The sequence below is a fragment of the Thermocrinis jamiesonii genome (genome assembly GCF_000702425.1).
In the GTDB taxonomy this organism is placed as follows: Bacteria; Aquificota; Aquificia; order Aquificales; family Aquificaceae; genus Thermocrinis; species Thermocrinis jamiesonii.
In genome coordinates this window covers 18,055-34,379 of the sequence record NZ_JNIE01000004.1, presented here as the reverse complement: position 1 = coordinate 34,379, position 16,325 = coordinate 18,055, and the positions used below count along the sequence as shown (strand labels likewise).

General features: G+C 42.3%; 18 protein-coding genes. 10 read left to right on the top strand and 8 right to left on the bottom strand.

What is annotated here, in order from left to right:
* The first annotated feature begins 27 nt into the window (after window positions 1-27).
* Entirely contained in the window at window positions 28-1,059 is a 1,032-nt protein-coding gene (locus K217_RS0104370) for a zinc-binding dehydrogenase (protein ID WP_029551915.1), read from the top strand.
* Here K217_RS0104370 and K217_RS0104365 read toward each other — a convergent pair.
* Genes K217_RS0104365 through K217_RS0104355 form a run of 3 tightly spaced genes read right to left on the bottom strand, consistent with a single transcriptional unit; the run spans window position 1,022 to window position 5,761 of the window.
* Window positions 1,022-2,173 (bottom strand): acyl-CoA dehydratase activase-related protein, encoded by a 1,152-nt coding sequence (locus K217_RS0104365; protein WP_038028111.1) that lies wholly within the window; start codon window positions 2,171-2,173, stop codon window positions 1,022-1,024. The genes K217_RS0104370 and K217_RS0104365 overlap by 38 nt on opposite strands.
* Window positions 2,100-4,250, bottom strand: a complete 2,151-nt coding sequence (locus tag K217_RS0104360; RefSeq protein ID WP_029551913.1) for a BadF/BadG/BcrA/BcrD ATPase family protein — start codon at window positions 4,248-4,250, stop codon at window positions 2,100-2,102. The genes K217_RS0104365 and K217_RS0104360 overlap by 74 nt, the downstream gene beginning before the upstream one ends.
* Window positions 4,247-5,761 carry a hypothetical protein gene (locus K217_RS0104355; protein ID WP_029551912.1) on the bottom strand — a complete coding sequence of 505 codons (1,515 nt, stop codon included), beginning with the start codon at window positions 5,759-5,761 and terminating at the stop codon, window positions 4,247-4,249. The genes K217_RS0104360 and K217_RS0104355 overlap by 4 nt, the downstream gene beginning before the upstream one ends.
* Window positions 5,762-5,930: 169 nt before the next feature.
* On the opposite strand from K217_RS0104355, the gene K217_RS0104350 reads away from it, so the two are divergent.
* The 6 genes from K217_RS0104350 to K217_RS0104325 are packed head-to-tail and all read left to right on the top strand — an operon-like array spanning window position 5,931 to window position 11,335.
* Window positions 5,931-6,182: a hypothetical protein gene (locus tag K217_RS0104350; RefSeq protein WP_029551911.1), complete on the top strand. Its 252-nt coding sequence runs from the start codon at window positions 5,931-5,933 to the stop codon at window positions 6,180-6,182.
* On the top strand, window positions 6,179-6,547 hold the full coding sequence (locus K217_RS0104345) for a DUF411 domain-containing protein (protein ID WP_029551910.1): 369 nt from the start codon (window positions 6,179-6,181) through the stop codon (window positions 6,545-6,547). Before K217_RS0104350 ends, K217_RS0104345 begins: the two co-directional genes overlap by 4 nt.
* Window positions 6,544-8,232, top strand: a complete 1,689-nt coding sequence (locus tag K217_RS0104340) for a copper resistance system multicopper oxidase (protein WP_029551909.1) — start codon at window positions 6,544-6,546, stop codon at window positions 8,230-8,232. Before K217_RS0104345 ends, K217_RS0104340 begins: the two co-directional genes overlap by 4 nt.
* The gene (locus K217_RS0104335) at window positions 8,229-8,927 is read left to right on the top strand and encodes a copper resistance protein B (protein ID WP_029551908.1); all 699 of its coding nucleotides are present in this window, start codon (window positions 8,229-8,231) and stop codon (window positions 8,925-8,927) included. Before K217_RS0104340 ends, K217_RS0104335 begins: the two co-directional genes overlap by 4 nt.
* A gap of 11 nt (window positions 8,928-8,938) precedes the next feature.
* Window positions 8,939-9,472 carry a DUF2231 domain-containing protein gene (locus K217_RS0104330; protein WP_052178077.1) on the top strand — a complete coding sequence of 178 codons (534 nt, stop codon included), beginning with the start codon at window positions 8,939-8,941 and terminating at the stop codon, window positions 9,470-9,472.
* 9 nt (window positions 9,473-9,481) lie between these two features.
* The gene (locus tag K217_RS0104325; protein ID WP_029551906.1) at window positions 9,482-11,335 is read left to right on the top strand and encodes a helicase HerA domain-containing protein; all 1,854 of its coding nucleotides are present in this window, start codon (window positions 9,482-9,484) and stop codon (window positions 11,333-11,335) included.
* On the opposite strand, the gene dtd is transcribed toward K217_RS0104325, so the two are convergent.
* Window positions 11,332-11,766: a D-aminoacyl-tRNA deacylase gene (gene dtd, locus K217_RS0104320; RefSeq protein ID WP_029551905.1), complete on the bottom strand. Its 435-nt coding sequence runs from the start codon at window positions 11,764-11,766 to the stop codon at window positions 11,332-11,334. The genes K217_RS0104325 and dtd overlap by 4 nt on opposite strands.
* A 4-nt stretch (window positions 11,767-11,770) precedes the next feature.
* Window positions 11,771-12,535: a glutamate racemase gene (gene murI / locus K217_RS0104315; protein ID WP_029551904.1), complete on the bottom strand. Its 765-nt coding sequence runs from the start codon at window positions 12,533-12,535 to the stop codon at window positions 11,771-11,773.
* A gap of 64 nt (window positions 12,536-12,599) precedes the next feature.
* On the opposite strand from murI, the gene K217_RS0104310 reads away from it, so the two are divergent.
* Genes K217_RS0104310 through K217_RS0104300 form a run of 3 tightly spaced genes read left to right on the top strand, consistent with a single transcriptional unit; the run spans window position 12,600 to window position 13,923 of the window.
* Window positions 12,600-12,896, top strand: coding sequence for a c-type cytochrome (locus tag K217_RS0104310; protein WP_029551903.1), 297 nt, complete (start codon window positions 12,600-12,602; stop codon window positions 12,894-12,896).
* Window positions 12,875-13,129 carry a DUF7990 family protein gene (locus K217_RS0104305; RefSeq protein ID WP_029551902.1) on the top strand — a complete coding sequence of 85 codons (255 nt, stop codon included), beginning with the start codon at window positions 12,875-12,877 and terminating at the stop codon, window positions 13,127-13,129. The genes K217_RS0104310 and K217_RS0104305 overlap by 22 nt, the downstream gene beginning before the upstream one ends.
* An 11-nt stretch (window positions 13,130-13,140) precedes the next feature.
* Window positions 13,141-13,923 (top strand): ArsA family ATPase, encoded by a 783-nt coding sequence (locus K217_RS0104300; protein WP_155991120.1) that lies wholly within the window; start codon window positions 13,141-13,143, stop codon window positions 13,921-13,923.
* A 19-nt stretch (window positions 13,924-13,942) separates the two neighbouring features.
* Here the strand turns inward: K217_RS0104300 and K217_RS0104295 are convergent, their stop codons facing one another.
* From K217_RS0104295 to K217_RS0104285, 3 genes are read right to left on the bottom strand one after another with little or no spacing between them, the layout of a single operon-like run.
* The gene (locus tag K217_RS0104295; RefSeq protein WP_029551900.1) at window positions 13,943-14,437 is read right to left on the bottom strand and encodes an efflux RND transporter periplasmic adaptor subunit; all 495 of its coding nucleotides are present in this window, start codon (window positions 14,435-14,437) and stop codon (window positions 13,943-13,945) included.
* Entirely contained in the window at window positions 14,415-15,692 is a 1,278-nt protein-coding gene (locus K217_RS0104290; RefSeq protein WP_029551899.1) for a TolC family protein, read from the bottom strand. Before K217_RS0104290 ends, K217_RS0104295 begins: the two co-directional genes overlap by 23 nt.
* Complete coding sequence (locus K217_RS0104285) at window positions 15,689-16,192, bottom strand: thioredoxin family protein (RefSeq protein ID WP_029551898.1); 504 nt, start codon at window positions 16,190-16,192, stop codon at window positions 15,689-15,691. The genes K217_RS0104290 and K217_RS0104285 overlap by 4 nt, the downstream gene beginning before the upstream one ends.
* Window positions 16,193-16,325 lie beyond the last annotated feature (133 nt).

Sequence of the window (16,325 nt, the reverse complement as noted above, 5' to 3'; positions counted from 1 at the left end):
GACTTATATTATTTTAAAATTTTGCTTATGCGAGCAGTAATTTTGGAAAACTTTGGGGATGAGAAAAACCTAAGATTTGTTGAGGACTTTCCTAAGCCAAGTATAGAAGAAGATGAAGTCCTTGTTAGAGTAAAGGCGGTTGCCCTTAATCACTTGGACATTTGGGTTAGGATGGGGGCTTTGGCGGTCAAGCCTGAGCTTCCCCACGTTCTTGGGTCTGACGTTAGCGGTGTGGTAGAAAAGGTAGGCAGTCTGGTTAAAAATGTAAAGGTTGGAGAGGAAGTTATCATCGCTCCTGGCCTTTCCTGCGGAGTTTGTTATGAGTGCCAGTCTGGAAGGGACAACCTTTGCAAGGATTATGACATACTTGGGCTTAAAAGCAAGGGAGGATATGCGGAGTTTGTAAAAGTTCCCGCAAGGAACGTAATACCTAAGCCAAAAAATCTTAGCTTTGAAGAAGCATGCAGTTATCCTCTTACCTTTCTTACGGTGTGGAATGCTTTGGTGAGAAAGGCAAAGATTAAACCCTACAGCAGAGTTCTCATATGGGCTGGGTCTTCCGGTGTGGGTGTAGCAGGCATACAGATAGCAAAGCTCTTTGGTGCCTTTGTTATAGCTACCGCAGGCAATGAAGAAAAGGCAAGAAAATGCTTAGAACTTGGGGCAGATGTGGTAATAGATCACTACAAAGAAGATGTGGTTAAAAAGGTAAGGCAGCTATTTAAGGAAGGGGTAGATGTGGTGATGGATCATGTGGGGGAGAAAACCTTTTGGAAGAGCGTGGAGTGTTTGAAAAAAGGTGGAAAGCTTGTATTCTTTGGCACCACAACAGGCTCAAACGCACAGATAGACATAAGGTATCTGTTTGTTAGAGAGATTGAACTTTTGGGCACCTACATGGGACCAAGGGCAGACCTTTTCAAGATCACTACCCTCTTTGAGAGGGGGCTTTTAAAGCCCGTGGTGGACAGAGTCTTTGAGCTGCACCAAGCCCAAGAAGCTCACAGATACTTGGAAAACTCTATGCACTTTGGGAAACTGGTTCTAAGAGTTTCTTAGGAATATCACCAAGCCTGCTGAGTTTTTTCTTGATTATTTCTTGGGAGTATTTTTCCAAATAATACACTATGGTCTCCACCCTTATTTTTACACTGCCCGCAGGTTTGGTCTCGTCAAGCTCTCCAAATTTGAAAAACAGAGTGCCCGAAGATTCTACGATCTTCTGCACTGGAGTAAAGGTTGGCTGGTCCATACCACACTCGTAAGAGGAAAGTCTTATAACTCCTGTTATCCAAGGGAATTTACTTGCAAACTTTGCACCCCAGATTATCTCGTTGGTGTTTGAGCTGTAAGAGGAGGTCCATACGTCCGATATGTCCAAAGATATGCCAAGCCAGTCCAAAAGCCAATCATCTATTGGAAGGTAGTTATACCAAAGGATGGGATAACCATAAAGTTGAAACTCAGCATCTATTTCGTGTCCTATACCTGGGTCCATGTGATAGGGCCTTGCAAGAACCAAAAGGGCTGGTCTGTTGTTTGCTACACACCACCTCATTATCTCAAGGGACTTAGATCTCATAGACCTTTCAAACTCCTCAAGGGCTTCAAAACCTTCTTTTACCGCCTGAACAACCTGATTGTAAGTTAGACCATCCACCGCATCTTTTAGGGCTTCGTAAAGATACTTTGGTAAAAGCTCAGGTTCTGCAAAAGGCACAAAGGGAGAAACATACTTTATACCCCTTTCCTTAAACTCGTCCCTTTCCTTTAGAAAACCTGCCTTTATGTTTTCTGGAGCCATCATCACCCTTGTGCAACACAGAGTGTCCAACACATGACCTTTTAAAAAGGAAGGAAGGGAATAGATCATAGGCACAAAAAGGATGTTTATATCTTTTTGAAGCAGTTCTCCTATATGACCCGCTAAAGCCTTCACAGGAAAACAGCTATCCATAGTTATCCTTCCCTTTCCGTAAGTTCTGTACTGTTCTTCTGAAGTATCTGAGCTAAAGACTACCCTTAGTCCCAAGCTTTCAAAGAATCCTACCCAAAATGGAGCAGTTCCCCAAATGTTTAAAAACTTTGGTATTCCTACCTTAATGGATTTTTTGCTTTCTTCTTGGCTTGAAGGCTTCCTTTTTAGCAATTTGGGAAAGGTTAGGAAACTCATTTTGAACCCTCCTTAACTCCTGCTGTAATACCTTTAGTTCCTGCTCGTCTTCCACCAAGCCTTTTGGGCAAGCATTGCCAACTATTAACCTTAACCATCCCTTTTCCAACGGAACTTTGCTCCAACTTCTTCCTTCACCTTCTCCTACATATACATCTATGAACGTCCTTTGGCAGTTCATAGGACACCACCTACAAACTGTGTCCGCAGAAGTGGTGGTTTTGTAGGTTAGATTTTCTATAACTTCAAAGCCTCTAAATCTTGTCCTTCCTTTGGCTTCCAAAGCGAGCAGGGCTACACCAAGGGCTCCCGCCTCTCCTGGATAGGGATGGACTACCACTTCAGCCCCAGGCACCTTGGACCTTATAAAGTCCCTCTGGGCCTTTACAACTGCCAAGTTCTTGTGGGTTCCACCCTGAAGGACAAACTTCCTACCTATTTGGGCTAAGTTGTTTATGTTTCCTGCGTATATCCACACGTTCATTGGAAGGATGTAACACAGTCCCGCAAGTATCTCCTCTGCCTTCCACCCCTTCCTTTGCTGATTTACTATGTCGCTCTGCAAGAACACTCCACATCCCATGGTAAAGCTTGGAATAGCCTTTGCAGTAAAGGCTAAGGAAGCTATCTCCTGCAGTGGTATGCCAAACCTTTCTGCCACGCCCTGCAAAAAGGCACCATTTCCAGAGGAACACTGAGAGTTTAATCTAAAATCCACCACAGACCCGTTCCTAAGGATCAGGATCTTTACATCCACACCTCCCACATCACATATGCAGTCTGCATCCGGAAAGAACTTCAGCGCTCCAGTAGCATGAGCGACAGTTTCCACCACCGCATAGTCCGCACCGAGCACATCCTTTAAAAGGTCCTTTCCATAACCAGTAAGCCCAAGCCCTATAACTTCCACATCCTCCCCAAAGAAATCTTTTATCTGTCTAAATATCCCCTTTGCGTCCTCTATGGGATTGCCCTTACTGAGCTGATAGCAGGAAAATACAGGCTCTCCATCTTCGGAGACACAAACCGCTTTGGCGGTAGTTGAACCAAAATCGCAACCTATTGCGATCCTTTTAACCTTCTTTGGCGTTATAACTTTGTACTGTCCTTCGTATTCTTTTAGAAATTCTTCCAGTTCTTCTTTGGAAGATACCAAACCCTTTCTTCCCTCCCTTAGCTTTTCTTCGTATTGCCCCTCTTCTATCCACCATTTAAGCTTTTCTAAACCTTGGTAGTATCCCCCTTCTTCTTCCATGGCGTAAAACACGCATCCGAGTGAAGCGTAATAAAGGGAGTTTTCAGGAACTACAACCAACTGATCCATCTCCTCCTCTGAACAGTCAATGATGTTTCTTTCCTTCCAGATTCTTCTGAGATGAACCTTCCAGGCTTCCTGAAGCCCCTTGAAAAATAGGTTTGGACCTCCCAAAAGTAGCACCTTATACATGGGAGTATTTCCCTTTGTGAGCTGTGTCAGATTTTGATAGACCACCGCCTCAAAAAGGGATGCCATTATTTCTTCTGCCGGCACTCCAGCTTTTTGAAGAGTATTCACGTCAGCTTCCGCAAATATACCACACTTAGCACTAACCTTGTGCAGACTATAGCCTATGTATCCCATAGAACTGAGTTTTTCCTGTGGAATGCCAAGCTTTCTTGCGGTCTTTTCTATAAAAGTTCCCGTTCCCCCTGCGCAAGCATTCTGCATAAACACCTGCTTTACCCTTTTGCCCTCCACCTCCTTAAAAAAGATAGCCTTCATGTCCTCCCCACCTATTTCACTTACAAACCTCACGTCCGGATGTAGTTTTTCCACCGCAGTAGAAACTGCTACCACTTCTTGAACAAACTTACCACCCACCAACGGAGCCAACAGCGTAGCACCAGAGCCCGTAAAGTAGACCCTGTCTCTGCCAGCGGTCAAACCGTAATGCTTTTCAAGTCTTTGCAAAAACTCCAAAACCTTTTCGGCGGTCTTCGTATTGTGTCTCTCGTAGGCTTTGTCCAATATCTTTCCGTTATCGTCCACCAAAACATACTTGCAGGTAGTGCTACCTACATCTATACCGACTATCATCTTACCTTCCCCATCAGCTTTGCTATATGATAAACGTAATTGGCTGCAGTGCCAATATAACCGTATCTTGGCACCCTGTAGGTAGCCCTTCTTAGCTCTGGATGATCTGCCTCAAACTCCCTTATCTTTTCAATAGTTAAACCTGTTTTTTCTAAGACCTCTTCAAACTCCTGCTTTGCCCTTCTTTTAGCCTCTGTTAGCACCATTTGACAACGAGAGTATGCATGCACCTCCGAATCGCCCTTTACTTCTATGGGTGCATAAAGCAAATCCGGATAGTCAGCCAAGACCTTTGCCATAGCTCCAACGGACATAGTATTGGGCAAACAACCATAAGGAGATAGCTCGCATATCATATGAGCCTGTTTGTGCTTGAGCGAATATAGAGCCTTTCCTATGAGCATGTGCCCTTCACCGCCGGTTAATCTGTAGTAAAAGTAAGGTCTTGCAAGCTCCTTTAGTTCTCTCTGGTCTGGCAGTGGATTGGGAATGTAATTTAGAGCTTTTCTAAGCTTGTCGTAAGTTCTTCTGTAAAGCCATGCAAAAAAGGAAATTATAGCTTTCTTTAGATAGTATCTCTTCACAAAAGGCTTGGCATCCTCCAGCTTGAAAAGCTCCATGTTTATCAGATAGTCCATCCAAACCGCCACAGGTGGTGGTATTACTTCTGCGTTTTCTTTTTCTAACCATCTTTTTATGTTATAGTTGCCATCTCCTTCGTGAGTTTGAAGCCAAAACTCCCCAGTTATTTTCACCCTTGGTTTTGGCTGAAGCCTATCCACTTCTATCTCGCTCCACAGCGCTTTTACTTCCTCGAGAGCCTTTACAAAGTAGTCTGTGAATATGTGCCAAAGCAAATTCCTAAGCTTTTTACCTACAATAGGTCTGTTTTTTAGCTTTTCGTATAAAAGCTCTACACTTTGATTTAAAACTTGGTCCGTTTGTCCTTTTTTAACCTCGTAAGGTCTAATTGCATACTCCATATCTGTTAGTAAGTCCCCCATAAACATGGAAAAAACAAGCCCCAAAGTAAGTGGCATGCTTATTTCCAAACCCCCACCCTCTACAGATTGCTCAAGCTGTAAAAGGTCCAAAAGAAAGATCCTGAAGTCTTTGAGGTTTAACCCTTCCAAAACCCTTTCGTAAGACTCGTGATACTGTCCAAATCTACATGGACCGCATGCTCCCACTGTAACAAATACGTAATTGTTCTTAACCGCATCCCTACCTTCTGACTTTTCAATGTTCATAAGAGTTCTTGCCAGGTTTCCCGCTGTAAAGGTAGTAGGACAGCAAGCACCTACGTCTATGTATTCTTTGCCTATGTCCAAGTCAATCCTTTCTATGTTTGGAAGAGCTTTTGCCTTGTATCCCATATTTTCCAAGGCTCCTTCCATGAGTCTTTCGTGCTTAAAGGTGAGCCCACCAAAAAGTATGGTGGTGTGTGCTCTTTCTTCCTTTGTAAAAGGTCTTGGCTTGTAGGCTCTATATTCAAAGGCTAAAGTTTCCATACTACACCCTCCTTTATGGTTTTTTATAAAAATAACATACAGATCCAAACACTTAGGTGAGCTATATCATCGTTTGTTTTTTATATTAATTTAACTGCACAAATAACGATAAATAAAAGGCTTGAATTAACGTCGGGTAGTTCATATACTTAAAGCAGGAGGTGAAGCTATGGTAAAAGTTCTGTCTTTTTTAGCTTTCCTTACACTAGTTGTTTCTGTATTAGTTTCTTATGCTCAGCAAAGCCAAGATCATCACCACAGGATGAGCCCCCAGGTTCATAGATGTATGAAAGTAATGGAGGATCCAAAACATATGGAGGAGATGATGAGGTATATGATGCAAGAAAGAAGGGAGATGATGAAGCAGATGTTTGAAAGAAACCCAGATATGAAAAAGATGATGGAGGAGATGCTAAGATGAGCTTGGTTTTCTTTTTCGTCTTTTCGCTTTTTGCCTTTGCAAAACCAGAGATAACAGCTTACTACAATCCAAACTGTGGATGTTGCACGTCTTACTTTTCCAAGTTGGAAAAGGAGGGGTTCAAAATCAATAAAGTCAAAGTTTCTTACGAGGAATTGGATAGAATAAAAAGCAAGCTGAACATTCCTATAAACCTAAGGTCTTGCCACACTATGGTCTATGATGGAAGATTCATAGAGGGTCATGTGCCACCGGAGGGTGTAAGGTTAGTTCTTAGGGACAAAAACATAAAAGGTGTTGGTTCTCCTCACGGAATCAAGAGCGGGAAAGGTGGATACGAAGATAAATACGAGGTGGTAAAATGAGCTGGCATAGAAGGGACTTTTTAAAGCTTATGCTTCTTTTTGGCATTGCCTACTCTGTTCCGAGTTTTTCCGCTTTCAGAAGGCTTGAGGTGGCAGATGCCAGAGAAAAGGATGAGCTTTTGGAATATACGTTGGTTGTAAGAAAGGAGCCTGTGGAGGTGGGACAAAGAAGGGGAGTGGGAACTCTGATAAACAGCCTTTTACCCTCACCCCTTCTTAAGTTTAAGGAAGGAAAGGAAGTGGTCATTCATGTGATAAACGAGATGGATGAGCCTACTTCTATCCACTGGCACGGTTTGCTTGTGCCAAATGAGATGGACGGTGTGCCCGGTGTTGTTTTCCCCGGAATACCTCCCAAAAGTAGATTTACTTACAGGTTTCCGGTTGTTCAATATGGCACCTACTGGTATCACTCTCATTCTTTGATGCAAGAGCAGTTGGGTATGTATGGTCCGCTTATTCTGGAGCCGAAGGAAGAGGATGTTATAAAAGCAGATAGGGATTATGTGATCATGCTTTCCGATTGGACGGACGAAGACCCTCACCGTATTCTCTCAAACCTAAAAAAACACCCGGGATATTACAACTTTCAAAAAAGAACTTTGGGGGACTTTTTAAGGGAGGCAAGGGAAAAGGGCTTTTATCCAACCCTAAAAGAAAGGCTCATGTGGGCTCAGATGAGGATGGACTCAAGAGACATAGCAGATGTTACAGGCTATACCTACACCTACCTGATGAACGGCCAAACCACGGAAGAGAATCCAACCTTTCTTTTTAAACCGGGCGAAAAGGTAAGGCTAAGGTTTATAAACGCATCGGCTGCTACCTATTTTAATGTGAGAATACCCGGCTTAAAGATGACAGTGGTCCAAGCGGATGGTCAAAATGTCTATCCGGTGGATGTGGATGAGTTTCGTATTGCTATAGCAGAAACGTACGACGTAATCGTAGAACCAAAAGAAGAAAAAGCCTATGCCATATACGCAGAAGCTATGGACAGGAGCGGTTTTGTTATGGGAACCCTTGCCCCAAGGAAAGGTATGAAAGCAGTCCCACCACCAAAGAGAGAAGTGCCCGAACTGACTATGGAGGATATGGGACATCACGGACACATGGGCCACGGACACAATCATCACCACGAGGGCTATAAGATGATGTTGGATGTGAGTAAAAACCCTTTTGGTGTGGATGCGGACATGGTAGTAAGTAACCCTATGCCAAAGCTTGACGATCCTGGGGTAGGGCTGAGAAATCAAAAGCACAAAGTTCTAACCTACGCAGATCTTGTAAGTGCAGAGGAGTATCCCATAGGAAAACCAGAACGCACCATAGAGATCCATTTGGTAGGAAACATGGAGAGATTCATCTGGAGGATGTATTCTTACGATGGCAAAAAGCTAAGCTCAAGGTTTGAAGATGTAATACCTTTGAGGTATGGAGAAACTGTAAGGTTTGTGTTCATAAATCACACCATGATGCACCATCCTATACACCTTCACGGCATGTGGATGTATTTAGACAACGGGGGAGACACCTTAAACCCAAGAAAGCATACCATAGACGTAAAGCCAGCTGAGGTGGTGGAGGTTATAGTCAAGGCGGATGCCTATGGAAATTGGGCTCTTCATTGCCATATCCTGTATCACATGGACGCAGGAATGTTTAGGATAGTGAAAGTGGGATGATGAGGCAAATATTTTTTGTAATTTTTATACCTATTCTGACCTTTGGGCAGGAGTTCTATCCCATAGAGCCTATGCATCCAATAAGGTATTGGGGTGTTTTTGTGGATAAGTTGGAATACAGAGAAAAGGAAAAAAACCTAAATTTAGAGCTTGATTCTTTTTACGGAGGAGATTATCACAAATTATGGCTTAGTTTAGAAGCAAAGAAAGAACTAAAAAGGGGAGATTGGGAGTTTGAAAGGGCAGACCTGCTCTTTGGAAAGGCTATCTCTAGCTTTTTTGACATAAGGGTTGGGGGTGGCTATGCGGGAAAAAAAGACGAGGGAAGAACCAGGCTTGCAGTAGAATTGGTAGGATTGGCTCCCTATTGGTTTGAAACTGAGCTTAGTTTTTACCTCACTCACAAAGGAGAGCCTTACGGAAAATTAAAAGCAGAGTATGACCTTCTTTTAACCCAAAGATTGGTGCTTCAGCCGGAAGTGGAAGTTTTAGCAAGCGCTAAAACTATAGAACCGCTTGAAATAGGTAAGGGAATAAGCAATGTAGGACTTTCTATCAGGCTAAGGTATGAAATAAAAAGAGAAATAGCTCCTTATGTGGGCTTTTCTTGGGAAAGAAACTACGGAAAAACAAAGGAATTAAGGGGAAAAGTTGAAGAAAGCACTTTTTTAGTAGGATTGAGGATGTGGTTTTAGGAGGTTCTGGCATGATAAAGATACTGTTGGTTCTGGCTTTAGGTCTAAGCATTGCACTATCCCACGAAAAAGTGCCAACCCAAGAGTTAAAGCCCGAAGAAAAAATCCACTATCCGCCGGTGGTTAAGCTACATCCGCCCACCACTCACTTTTCAATAGCCCTACCTACTATCCTTTTCTTGGTATCTGCTTTTTACTCTCTGACTAAAAGAAGAGAAAGGGACATCATCATAGCCCTTTCCCTTCTGAGCTTTTTTGCTATAGCTGGCTCTGTAACAACTGGTTATATTGCCCACGAAAGCATGGCAAACATTCCCATAGAAGAAAAAGCGCAAGAGATCCTTCACACGCACCAAAGCGTAGGGTTTGTTTTGCTTGGTTTGTCTTTGGCGGTGTTTTTGTTTAGTTTTTTAATAAACAAAAATCCTGCGTTTAGAATTTTGCATTTAATTCTCTGTCTTGCTTTGGTTTTAGGAGTATTCTATCAGGGCAACCTTGGAGGCACGCTGGTTTATGAATATTCGGTGGGGGTGCCTGTAAGATAATTTAATATTATGATCCTCCAGAAATTATTGGAAGATGTATCCTCTGCGAAAGAATCTGTAAAGATAGTCTCCGCTTGGATTAGGGGGGAGATTTTGGAAGAGCTCATAAGGGCAATAAAGCCCAAAGTAAAGTTGGAGGTTATACTCAGAGCTGGCGAAAAAAAGGACCTTGAAATAAGCGACTACAGAGTTTTTAAAGCAGTTAGAGATTTTGGCGGTGAGATCTACATAAATCCGAGGTTGCATGCAAAGTTTGTAATAGTGGATGACAAGAAGGCTTACGTAGGTTCTGCCAACCTTACCTATACGGGAGTTATGGAGGGCAACTTAGAAGCGGTGGTGAGTTTAGAAGATAGAGCTAAAATTAAAGAGCTTTTGGACCTTTGGGAAGTTGTAAAGAAGGAATCGGTAAAGATAGACAAAAGGACAGTGGCGGTAGTTATAAGGTCTTACTCTTCCACAGAACTGGACGTGCTTCTTTTGGAGGAATTACCCGAGCAAAGTTTCTTAAAAGTAAATACAGAAAAAGGTTTTCTGGTTTGCAAGATAAACCACATAAACAGCTTAGGCATGGAAAACCTTTTGCAAAACGTGAAAATGGTGCAAAAAGACTGGGTTGTTGCATTGATAAACAGTATGGCGGAAGAAAGTGGAAGGATAAAAGTTGGAAGAGTTCATATGGTTTGTGAATATGTAAGAACCAAAGAGGAGGAAAAAGAAAGCTCTTTTGGTGTTCCCTTGAGGGTTTTGGACGTTGGAACGCAGTTATTGAAAATGGACGAAGAGGAAGAGCTTTTGGAGCTTATGAGCACCAACATGTCGGGCTACCCTATGGACGTTAAAGTATTTGCAGGAAGGTTGTTTGGAGTTAAAACTCCAGCTTACTTAGACCTTACAAAGATTGCCAGTATGCACATGGCGGTCTTAGGCACCACAGGCTCTGGAAAAACCACCTTTGTAGCAAGGCTTTTAAAAAACATAAAAGACCTAAACTACGCACAGGTGTTTGTTATAGACCTGTTTGGAGAATACCATAAAAGGCTTGGAGATGACAATCTGGAGTATGTGAAAATTCCCTATACCCTATTTCCAATATGCGTGGATGATGTAAAGGAGCTTTTCAAAAGGTATGGAATTGATATAAGTGAAAAATCTACAGAAGAGAAAAGCTTTTTTGGAAAAATAAGAAAGCTTTTAAAACCAGACTTGAGAAAAATAGCCTACAGCGAAAGGTCTTTGGAGGATATGCTCTTGGACGCACCCAAGGACATCAAAGAATACTCCCAAGAGCTTTTAGAACTACTCTCAAGGGACTTTGGGGAAGAATCTACAAGAAATCAGAAAGATGTCTGGCAAAAGGCTACGCAAATCGTTAGCTCTCAAAGGGGAATAGTTTTGTGTGATCTGAGTGACCTTATTGATCCAGAGTCTCGCCTTAACATTGTGGGGCTTATTATGAAAGAAATATTCCTCTCCTCTATGAAGGATGGAAAAAGAAGATTGGTAGTTCTTGAAGAGGCTCACAACTTTGCACCAGAAAGAGGAGCCACAGATTTGCCCACAGGAAGAGAAAACATAGCCTTGCAGATGACAAAAAGAATCGCCCTTGAAGGGAGAAAGTTTGGAGTTGGGCTTATAGCCATAACCCAAAGACCAGCAAACCTAAACAAATACATACTCTCCCAAATGAACACTCAAGCCATTTTTAGGCTTGTGACGAAAAACGATTTGGATGCGGTGTCTGTATTCTTTGGAGAAAGGGATTGGAAGCTTTTGAATTTACTGCCTTTGCTTAAACCGGGCACGTTATACCTTAGTGGGTTGGCTGTTCCCTTTGGTATGCTCTTAGAAATTGAGCTTTAAAGCTCTAATAGTATAGTAACTGGGCCGTCGTTTAGGATAAAAACCTCCATGTGAGCACCAAAGATGCCTGCCTGAACCGGCACATATTCGGAAAGCTTCTTTACAAAGTACTCGTAAAGCTGTCTTGCCCTTTCGGGCTTTTCTGCTTCTTCAAAGCTTGGCCTTCTGCCCCTTTGAGTATTTGCGTAGAGGGTAAATTGGGAAACCACCAGTGCAGAACCACCCACGTCCAGTAAAGAATAATTAAACTTTCCCCTTTCATCTTCAAATATTCTCAAATTTACTACCTTCTCCACGAGCTTGTCTGCCAACTGTTCCGTATCTCCCACCCTTATACCAAGCAATAGATTCAATCCCTTTCCTATTCTTGCAACCTCTTTTCCATCAACCACAACCCACGACTCTTTTACTCTTTGCACCAACACTCGCATAACACTAAAGCCTACAAAGAACTGGCACTATTTCAAACTTCAGATCCTGTCCAAGTATTAGCCTTATCATAGCTCTAAGGTTAGGAGAATTGTCTGTAAAGAAAAGCCTTAGGTTACCTTCACCCTCATTCCTTGCTATCTGACTAACCTTCTTAGCAACCGCTTCTGCCGAATCTACCACATCCACCTCTCCCATAAACTGTTTTATAGGCTCTTTCAGGAGAGGGTAATGGGTGCAACCAAGTATAAGTGTGTCTATCTTACCTTTCAGCTCCTGAAGATAGTATTCTATAACGCTTTTAGCTATGGTTCCGTTTAGTATGCCTTCTTCTACCAGTGGGACAAACAAAGGACAAGCCTTTGCAAAAACCTGTGCGCCATAGCTTTCCAAAAGCTTTTGATAGGCCTTGCTTTGAATTGTGCCCCGTGTTCCTATTACCCCGATCTTCTTTTGTTTGGAAATTTTTATAGCCTTTTCCACTCCTGGCTGTATTACCCCTATTACTGGAATGGAAAGTTTGTCTTTCAAAGCCTCCAGAGCATAAGCGCTGGCGGTGTTGCAGGCAACTACCAAAAGCTCTACACCAAAGGAAAGCAAAAACTCCGCACACTCAAGGCTGTATCTTTGAATAGTTTCCTTGGACTTGCCTCCGTAGGGGACCCGGGCCGTGTCCCCCAAGTAAAAAAAATCCACAGAGGGTAGCTCTTCCCTAAGTGCCTTTAAAACAGTTAATCCACCTACACCCGAGTCAAAGATACCAATTTTCATGTTCTTTTTAGGTAAGTTTCTTATATTATAATACTTTGAATAACCTTGCTTAGGAGGTGTTGTCATGAAGAAGGTTTTCGTGCTCTTGATGGTAGGCCTTGCAAGTGTGTCTTTTGCCAGTGAGCAACTTGCTAAGCAAAAGGGCTGTATGGCGTGCCACGACCTGAAGGCAAAGAAAGTAGGCCCATCCTATGCAGACGTAGCTAAAAGGTATGCGGGCAAACCAGACGCTGTGAATTACTTGGCTGGTAAGATCAAAAAGGGTGGAGCTGGAGTTTGGGGTCCTGTGCCTATGCCTCCTCAGAACGTGACTGATGCAGAAGCCCAGCAACTTGCTAAGTGGATTCTGAGCGTAAAATAAGAGAACTTCTTTCGGAATTTGTTCTGCTTCACTTCAAAAGACCGGTGGAGGCGGACTTCAGAGATCTGAGGTCTGCCCTTCTCTTTTGTATGTTCTTAGACTGGTTTGGTTTAGATAATCCTCTTGGAATATACATCTTAGACTTCTATCCAGAACTTCTCTCGGAGTTTCATCTTTGGCACAGGACCTTGGGTTTAGAGCATTTTAGCCTGAGCTTTTTGCCGTGTTGCTAAAAAGGGTTTATATGTTCGGTGGGAAGGGGGGCGTTGGGAAAAGTACGCTAGCCTGCGCTTTGGCGTTAAGGCTCTCCGAAAAGGGTTCCACCCTTTTGGCTTCCTTAGACCCAGCCCACTCTCTATCTGGGATCTTAGGAGTTTCTGTGGGAAGTGAGATTGTGCAAGTTTCCCCAAACTTACATGCGGTGGAGTTTGACGCTCAAAGGATCGCAGAGCAGTATGTAACCAGAGTTCTAAAAAGTTTGGAAGAGAGTGTATCAATGTCTGTTCTTGAAGGGGCAAAGAAGTTTGCATCTCTCATATCCTCTTCCCCCACTTCCTTAGAAACCGCCGTGTTTGACAAGCTTGCTGAACTTCTCCCTAAGTATCAGTATGTGGTCTTGGACTTTGCTCCAACCGGACAGATTCTAAGGTTTTTTAGTTCCCTACAGATGGTGGATGAGTGGCTAAATTTTCTTGTCAAGCTTGGAGAAAAACAGAAAGAGATAGACAGGTTTATGGGAAGAGAAAGAAGCTTACCAAAGCTCTTAAAAGAAAGGTCTGAAAAAGTAAAGTTTTTGGTTCAAATCTTAAAGACTAAAGGCTTACTCTATGCAGTAGCAAGGGAAGAGCCCCTCTCAATGCAAGAGGCAGAACTGTTGAAAAGAAACGGGTTTATAAGAACAAAGATAGTCATAAACTGCCATTCTTCCGCTGACTACCCTTTTTTGAAAGTCCCATGGGTAGCCAATCCTTACGGTGTGGAAAGACTAAAAGAAGTCCCAATAGAAAGTTTGATAGAAGAAGAGTGATCTTTAGAAAATCCCAAATTCACCTATCCTCAATAACCATTAGAAGATGGGGGCTCATCTTTCCATTTACAAAGGAGTTTTCTCTGACCAGCAACCTTTTTACCACACCCTTGGTAGGAGAAACTATTCTGCAGTACTCCACTAACTTTTCCAAACCTTTGAGCTCAGATTGGATAGACTGATACACGGCTTGTTCCCTCTCATATTTGTTCTTCCAATCTTCGTATTCACTTCTTGAGAGTAACCCCCTCTCGTAAAGGCTTTCATACCTCTTGAAATCCCTTTCAACTTTGTCAAGTTTTAGCCTTTGGGCTAAGAGCTGTGCTCTAAGTCTTTCAATCTCCGAAAGATAAAGGGAAGGATCTATCTCCACAAGCAGTTGGCCTTTTTCTACTCTTTGCCCTTCTTTCACATAGATCTTTTTCACTACCCCCTTGACTATAGCATGAACTTCCACTTCCTGAGAAAAACCAAAGGAAAACATCAAAAGACTAATCAGACTTAATAAAATCATGGCTTCCCTCCAAAACTAAAAACGGATCTAAGCCAAGAGTACTGTATAGTTTAGCAAGGAACAGCATTATTTCGTATTTTGCTTTCATAACCTGTCTTTCTGACTCGGATTTTTCTGCCATCGCATAGCCCAAATCAAAGGCAAGCTCAAGTTCGTATTCGGACCTTCTAAGGGTGAGGTTTTCCTCTGCATACCTGTCCATAACCAATGCATGATCCAGTTTGGAGATGAGATAAGAATATTCGTAATCTGCTGAATGTATTATTAGCTCAAGCTGTTTTATAGAGTCCTCAATCTCCAAAAGCAAAGAGTTTCTTTGATTGCTAAGTTCAATTAGATTAAAGGGAGCGCTTGGATCAAAGATCGGCAGTATTATCTCCACACCAACGCGCCAACCTTCTTGGCTGTATGCTTTAGTTATGGGGGCTCCTGTCCTTAAAGTGTTTCCTATCTCTCCCCTTAGTTGCAGTCTAAGGTCAAAAAACCTTTTGGACTCTTCCAATCTATGATCATACATGGCAAGTAAAAGCCTCTTTATCCTCAGAGTTGAGCTCTTTTCTTTACCTATACTAAGTAGTTTTTCTTTATCAAGGCTTCCCCTCTTTGGCTCAAAGTGTATACTTTCCAAGTTTATAAAATCATTCATCTTCAACCCAACCAGCTTTTTTATCCTATATAGGGTTTGGTTATACTCATACTGCGCTTTTATTAGCTCAGCCCTCTTTTCCCTATATACCGCTTCAAGTTTAAACACCTCCAAGTCTGTGGTAAGACCCAGCTCTTTTCTTTGAACTGCTCTATCAAACCTAACAAAGGCTATTGCCATCTCTTCCCTTTTCACCTCTGTAAGTTTTGCCAAAAGCTCTGCCTGCACAAAGAGCTCAAGAAGAGTAACTTTTAGCTCTTTCTCCAACTGGCTCTTAACTTCTCTCTGTATTTCCGTTCTAAGTTTGGCAGATCTTATCTTAGGTATTGTTTTTCTGTATTCATACAGCGTGCTCAAAAAACTAATTCCGTAAGGATTTTCCCATTCATTCCTTTGAGAGTTATAAATAACACCCGTTCCAAAGACTATGTTGGGAAGGAAAAAAAGCTTGGATTCCACTTCCCGTGCTTCCAAAGAGGATAACTCGTTTAGCATTTTTCTAATTTCCGGATTGTTTTTCAGTGCCAACTGATAGGCTTTTTTTATGTCAAGCTTGACAACCTCCTGCCCGTAGCATAGGGAAAGCAGAAGCAGGAAGAAAAGGATCATTTTTTATTTTCTCTCAAAAAATTAACTAAATTAGTCCTCTTGTAGTGCTCTTCCACTATCCACCTTCCTATAAGTATAAACTCTTTCGGTTCTATGTAGCCAGGCACTTTGGCTATAACTTCGCCTTTCTTGTCAAAGAACATAAAGACGGGTGTTAGCCTAACGCCGTGCTTTAAAGCAAACTGTCTTTCTGTGAGCTTTTTACCGTCAAAATCCACTACTTCCAAACTTCCCCTTATGTCTATCTCCACCATATTGAAGTGTTTTGTGTAATAGTTTTGCACATCTTTATCTTGGAAGGTAATCCTTCTCATCTTGTCGCAGAAAGGACAGCCCTCTTGATGAAACATAATAAACAGATACTTTCCTTCACGGACCGAATCTTCTAAATCCTCTTTCAGATTTAGAAAAGAGGGCTTGAGAAATGGTATAGGAGCACTGTAAGCTGTTGCGAAAATTACCAATAAAACTACCAATACACGATAAAGCACTCTCCACATAATAAAAAAAAATTTAATCCTTGGTCTTGCAACTATTCATTAATTTCACGCCTAAATATAAAGCTGCTTCGAAAAATCTTCTATCTGCTGAAGGGACATCCCAATGAAGGATTTTTCGAACAACCTACCTAAA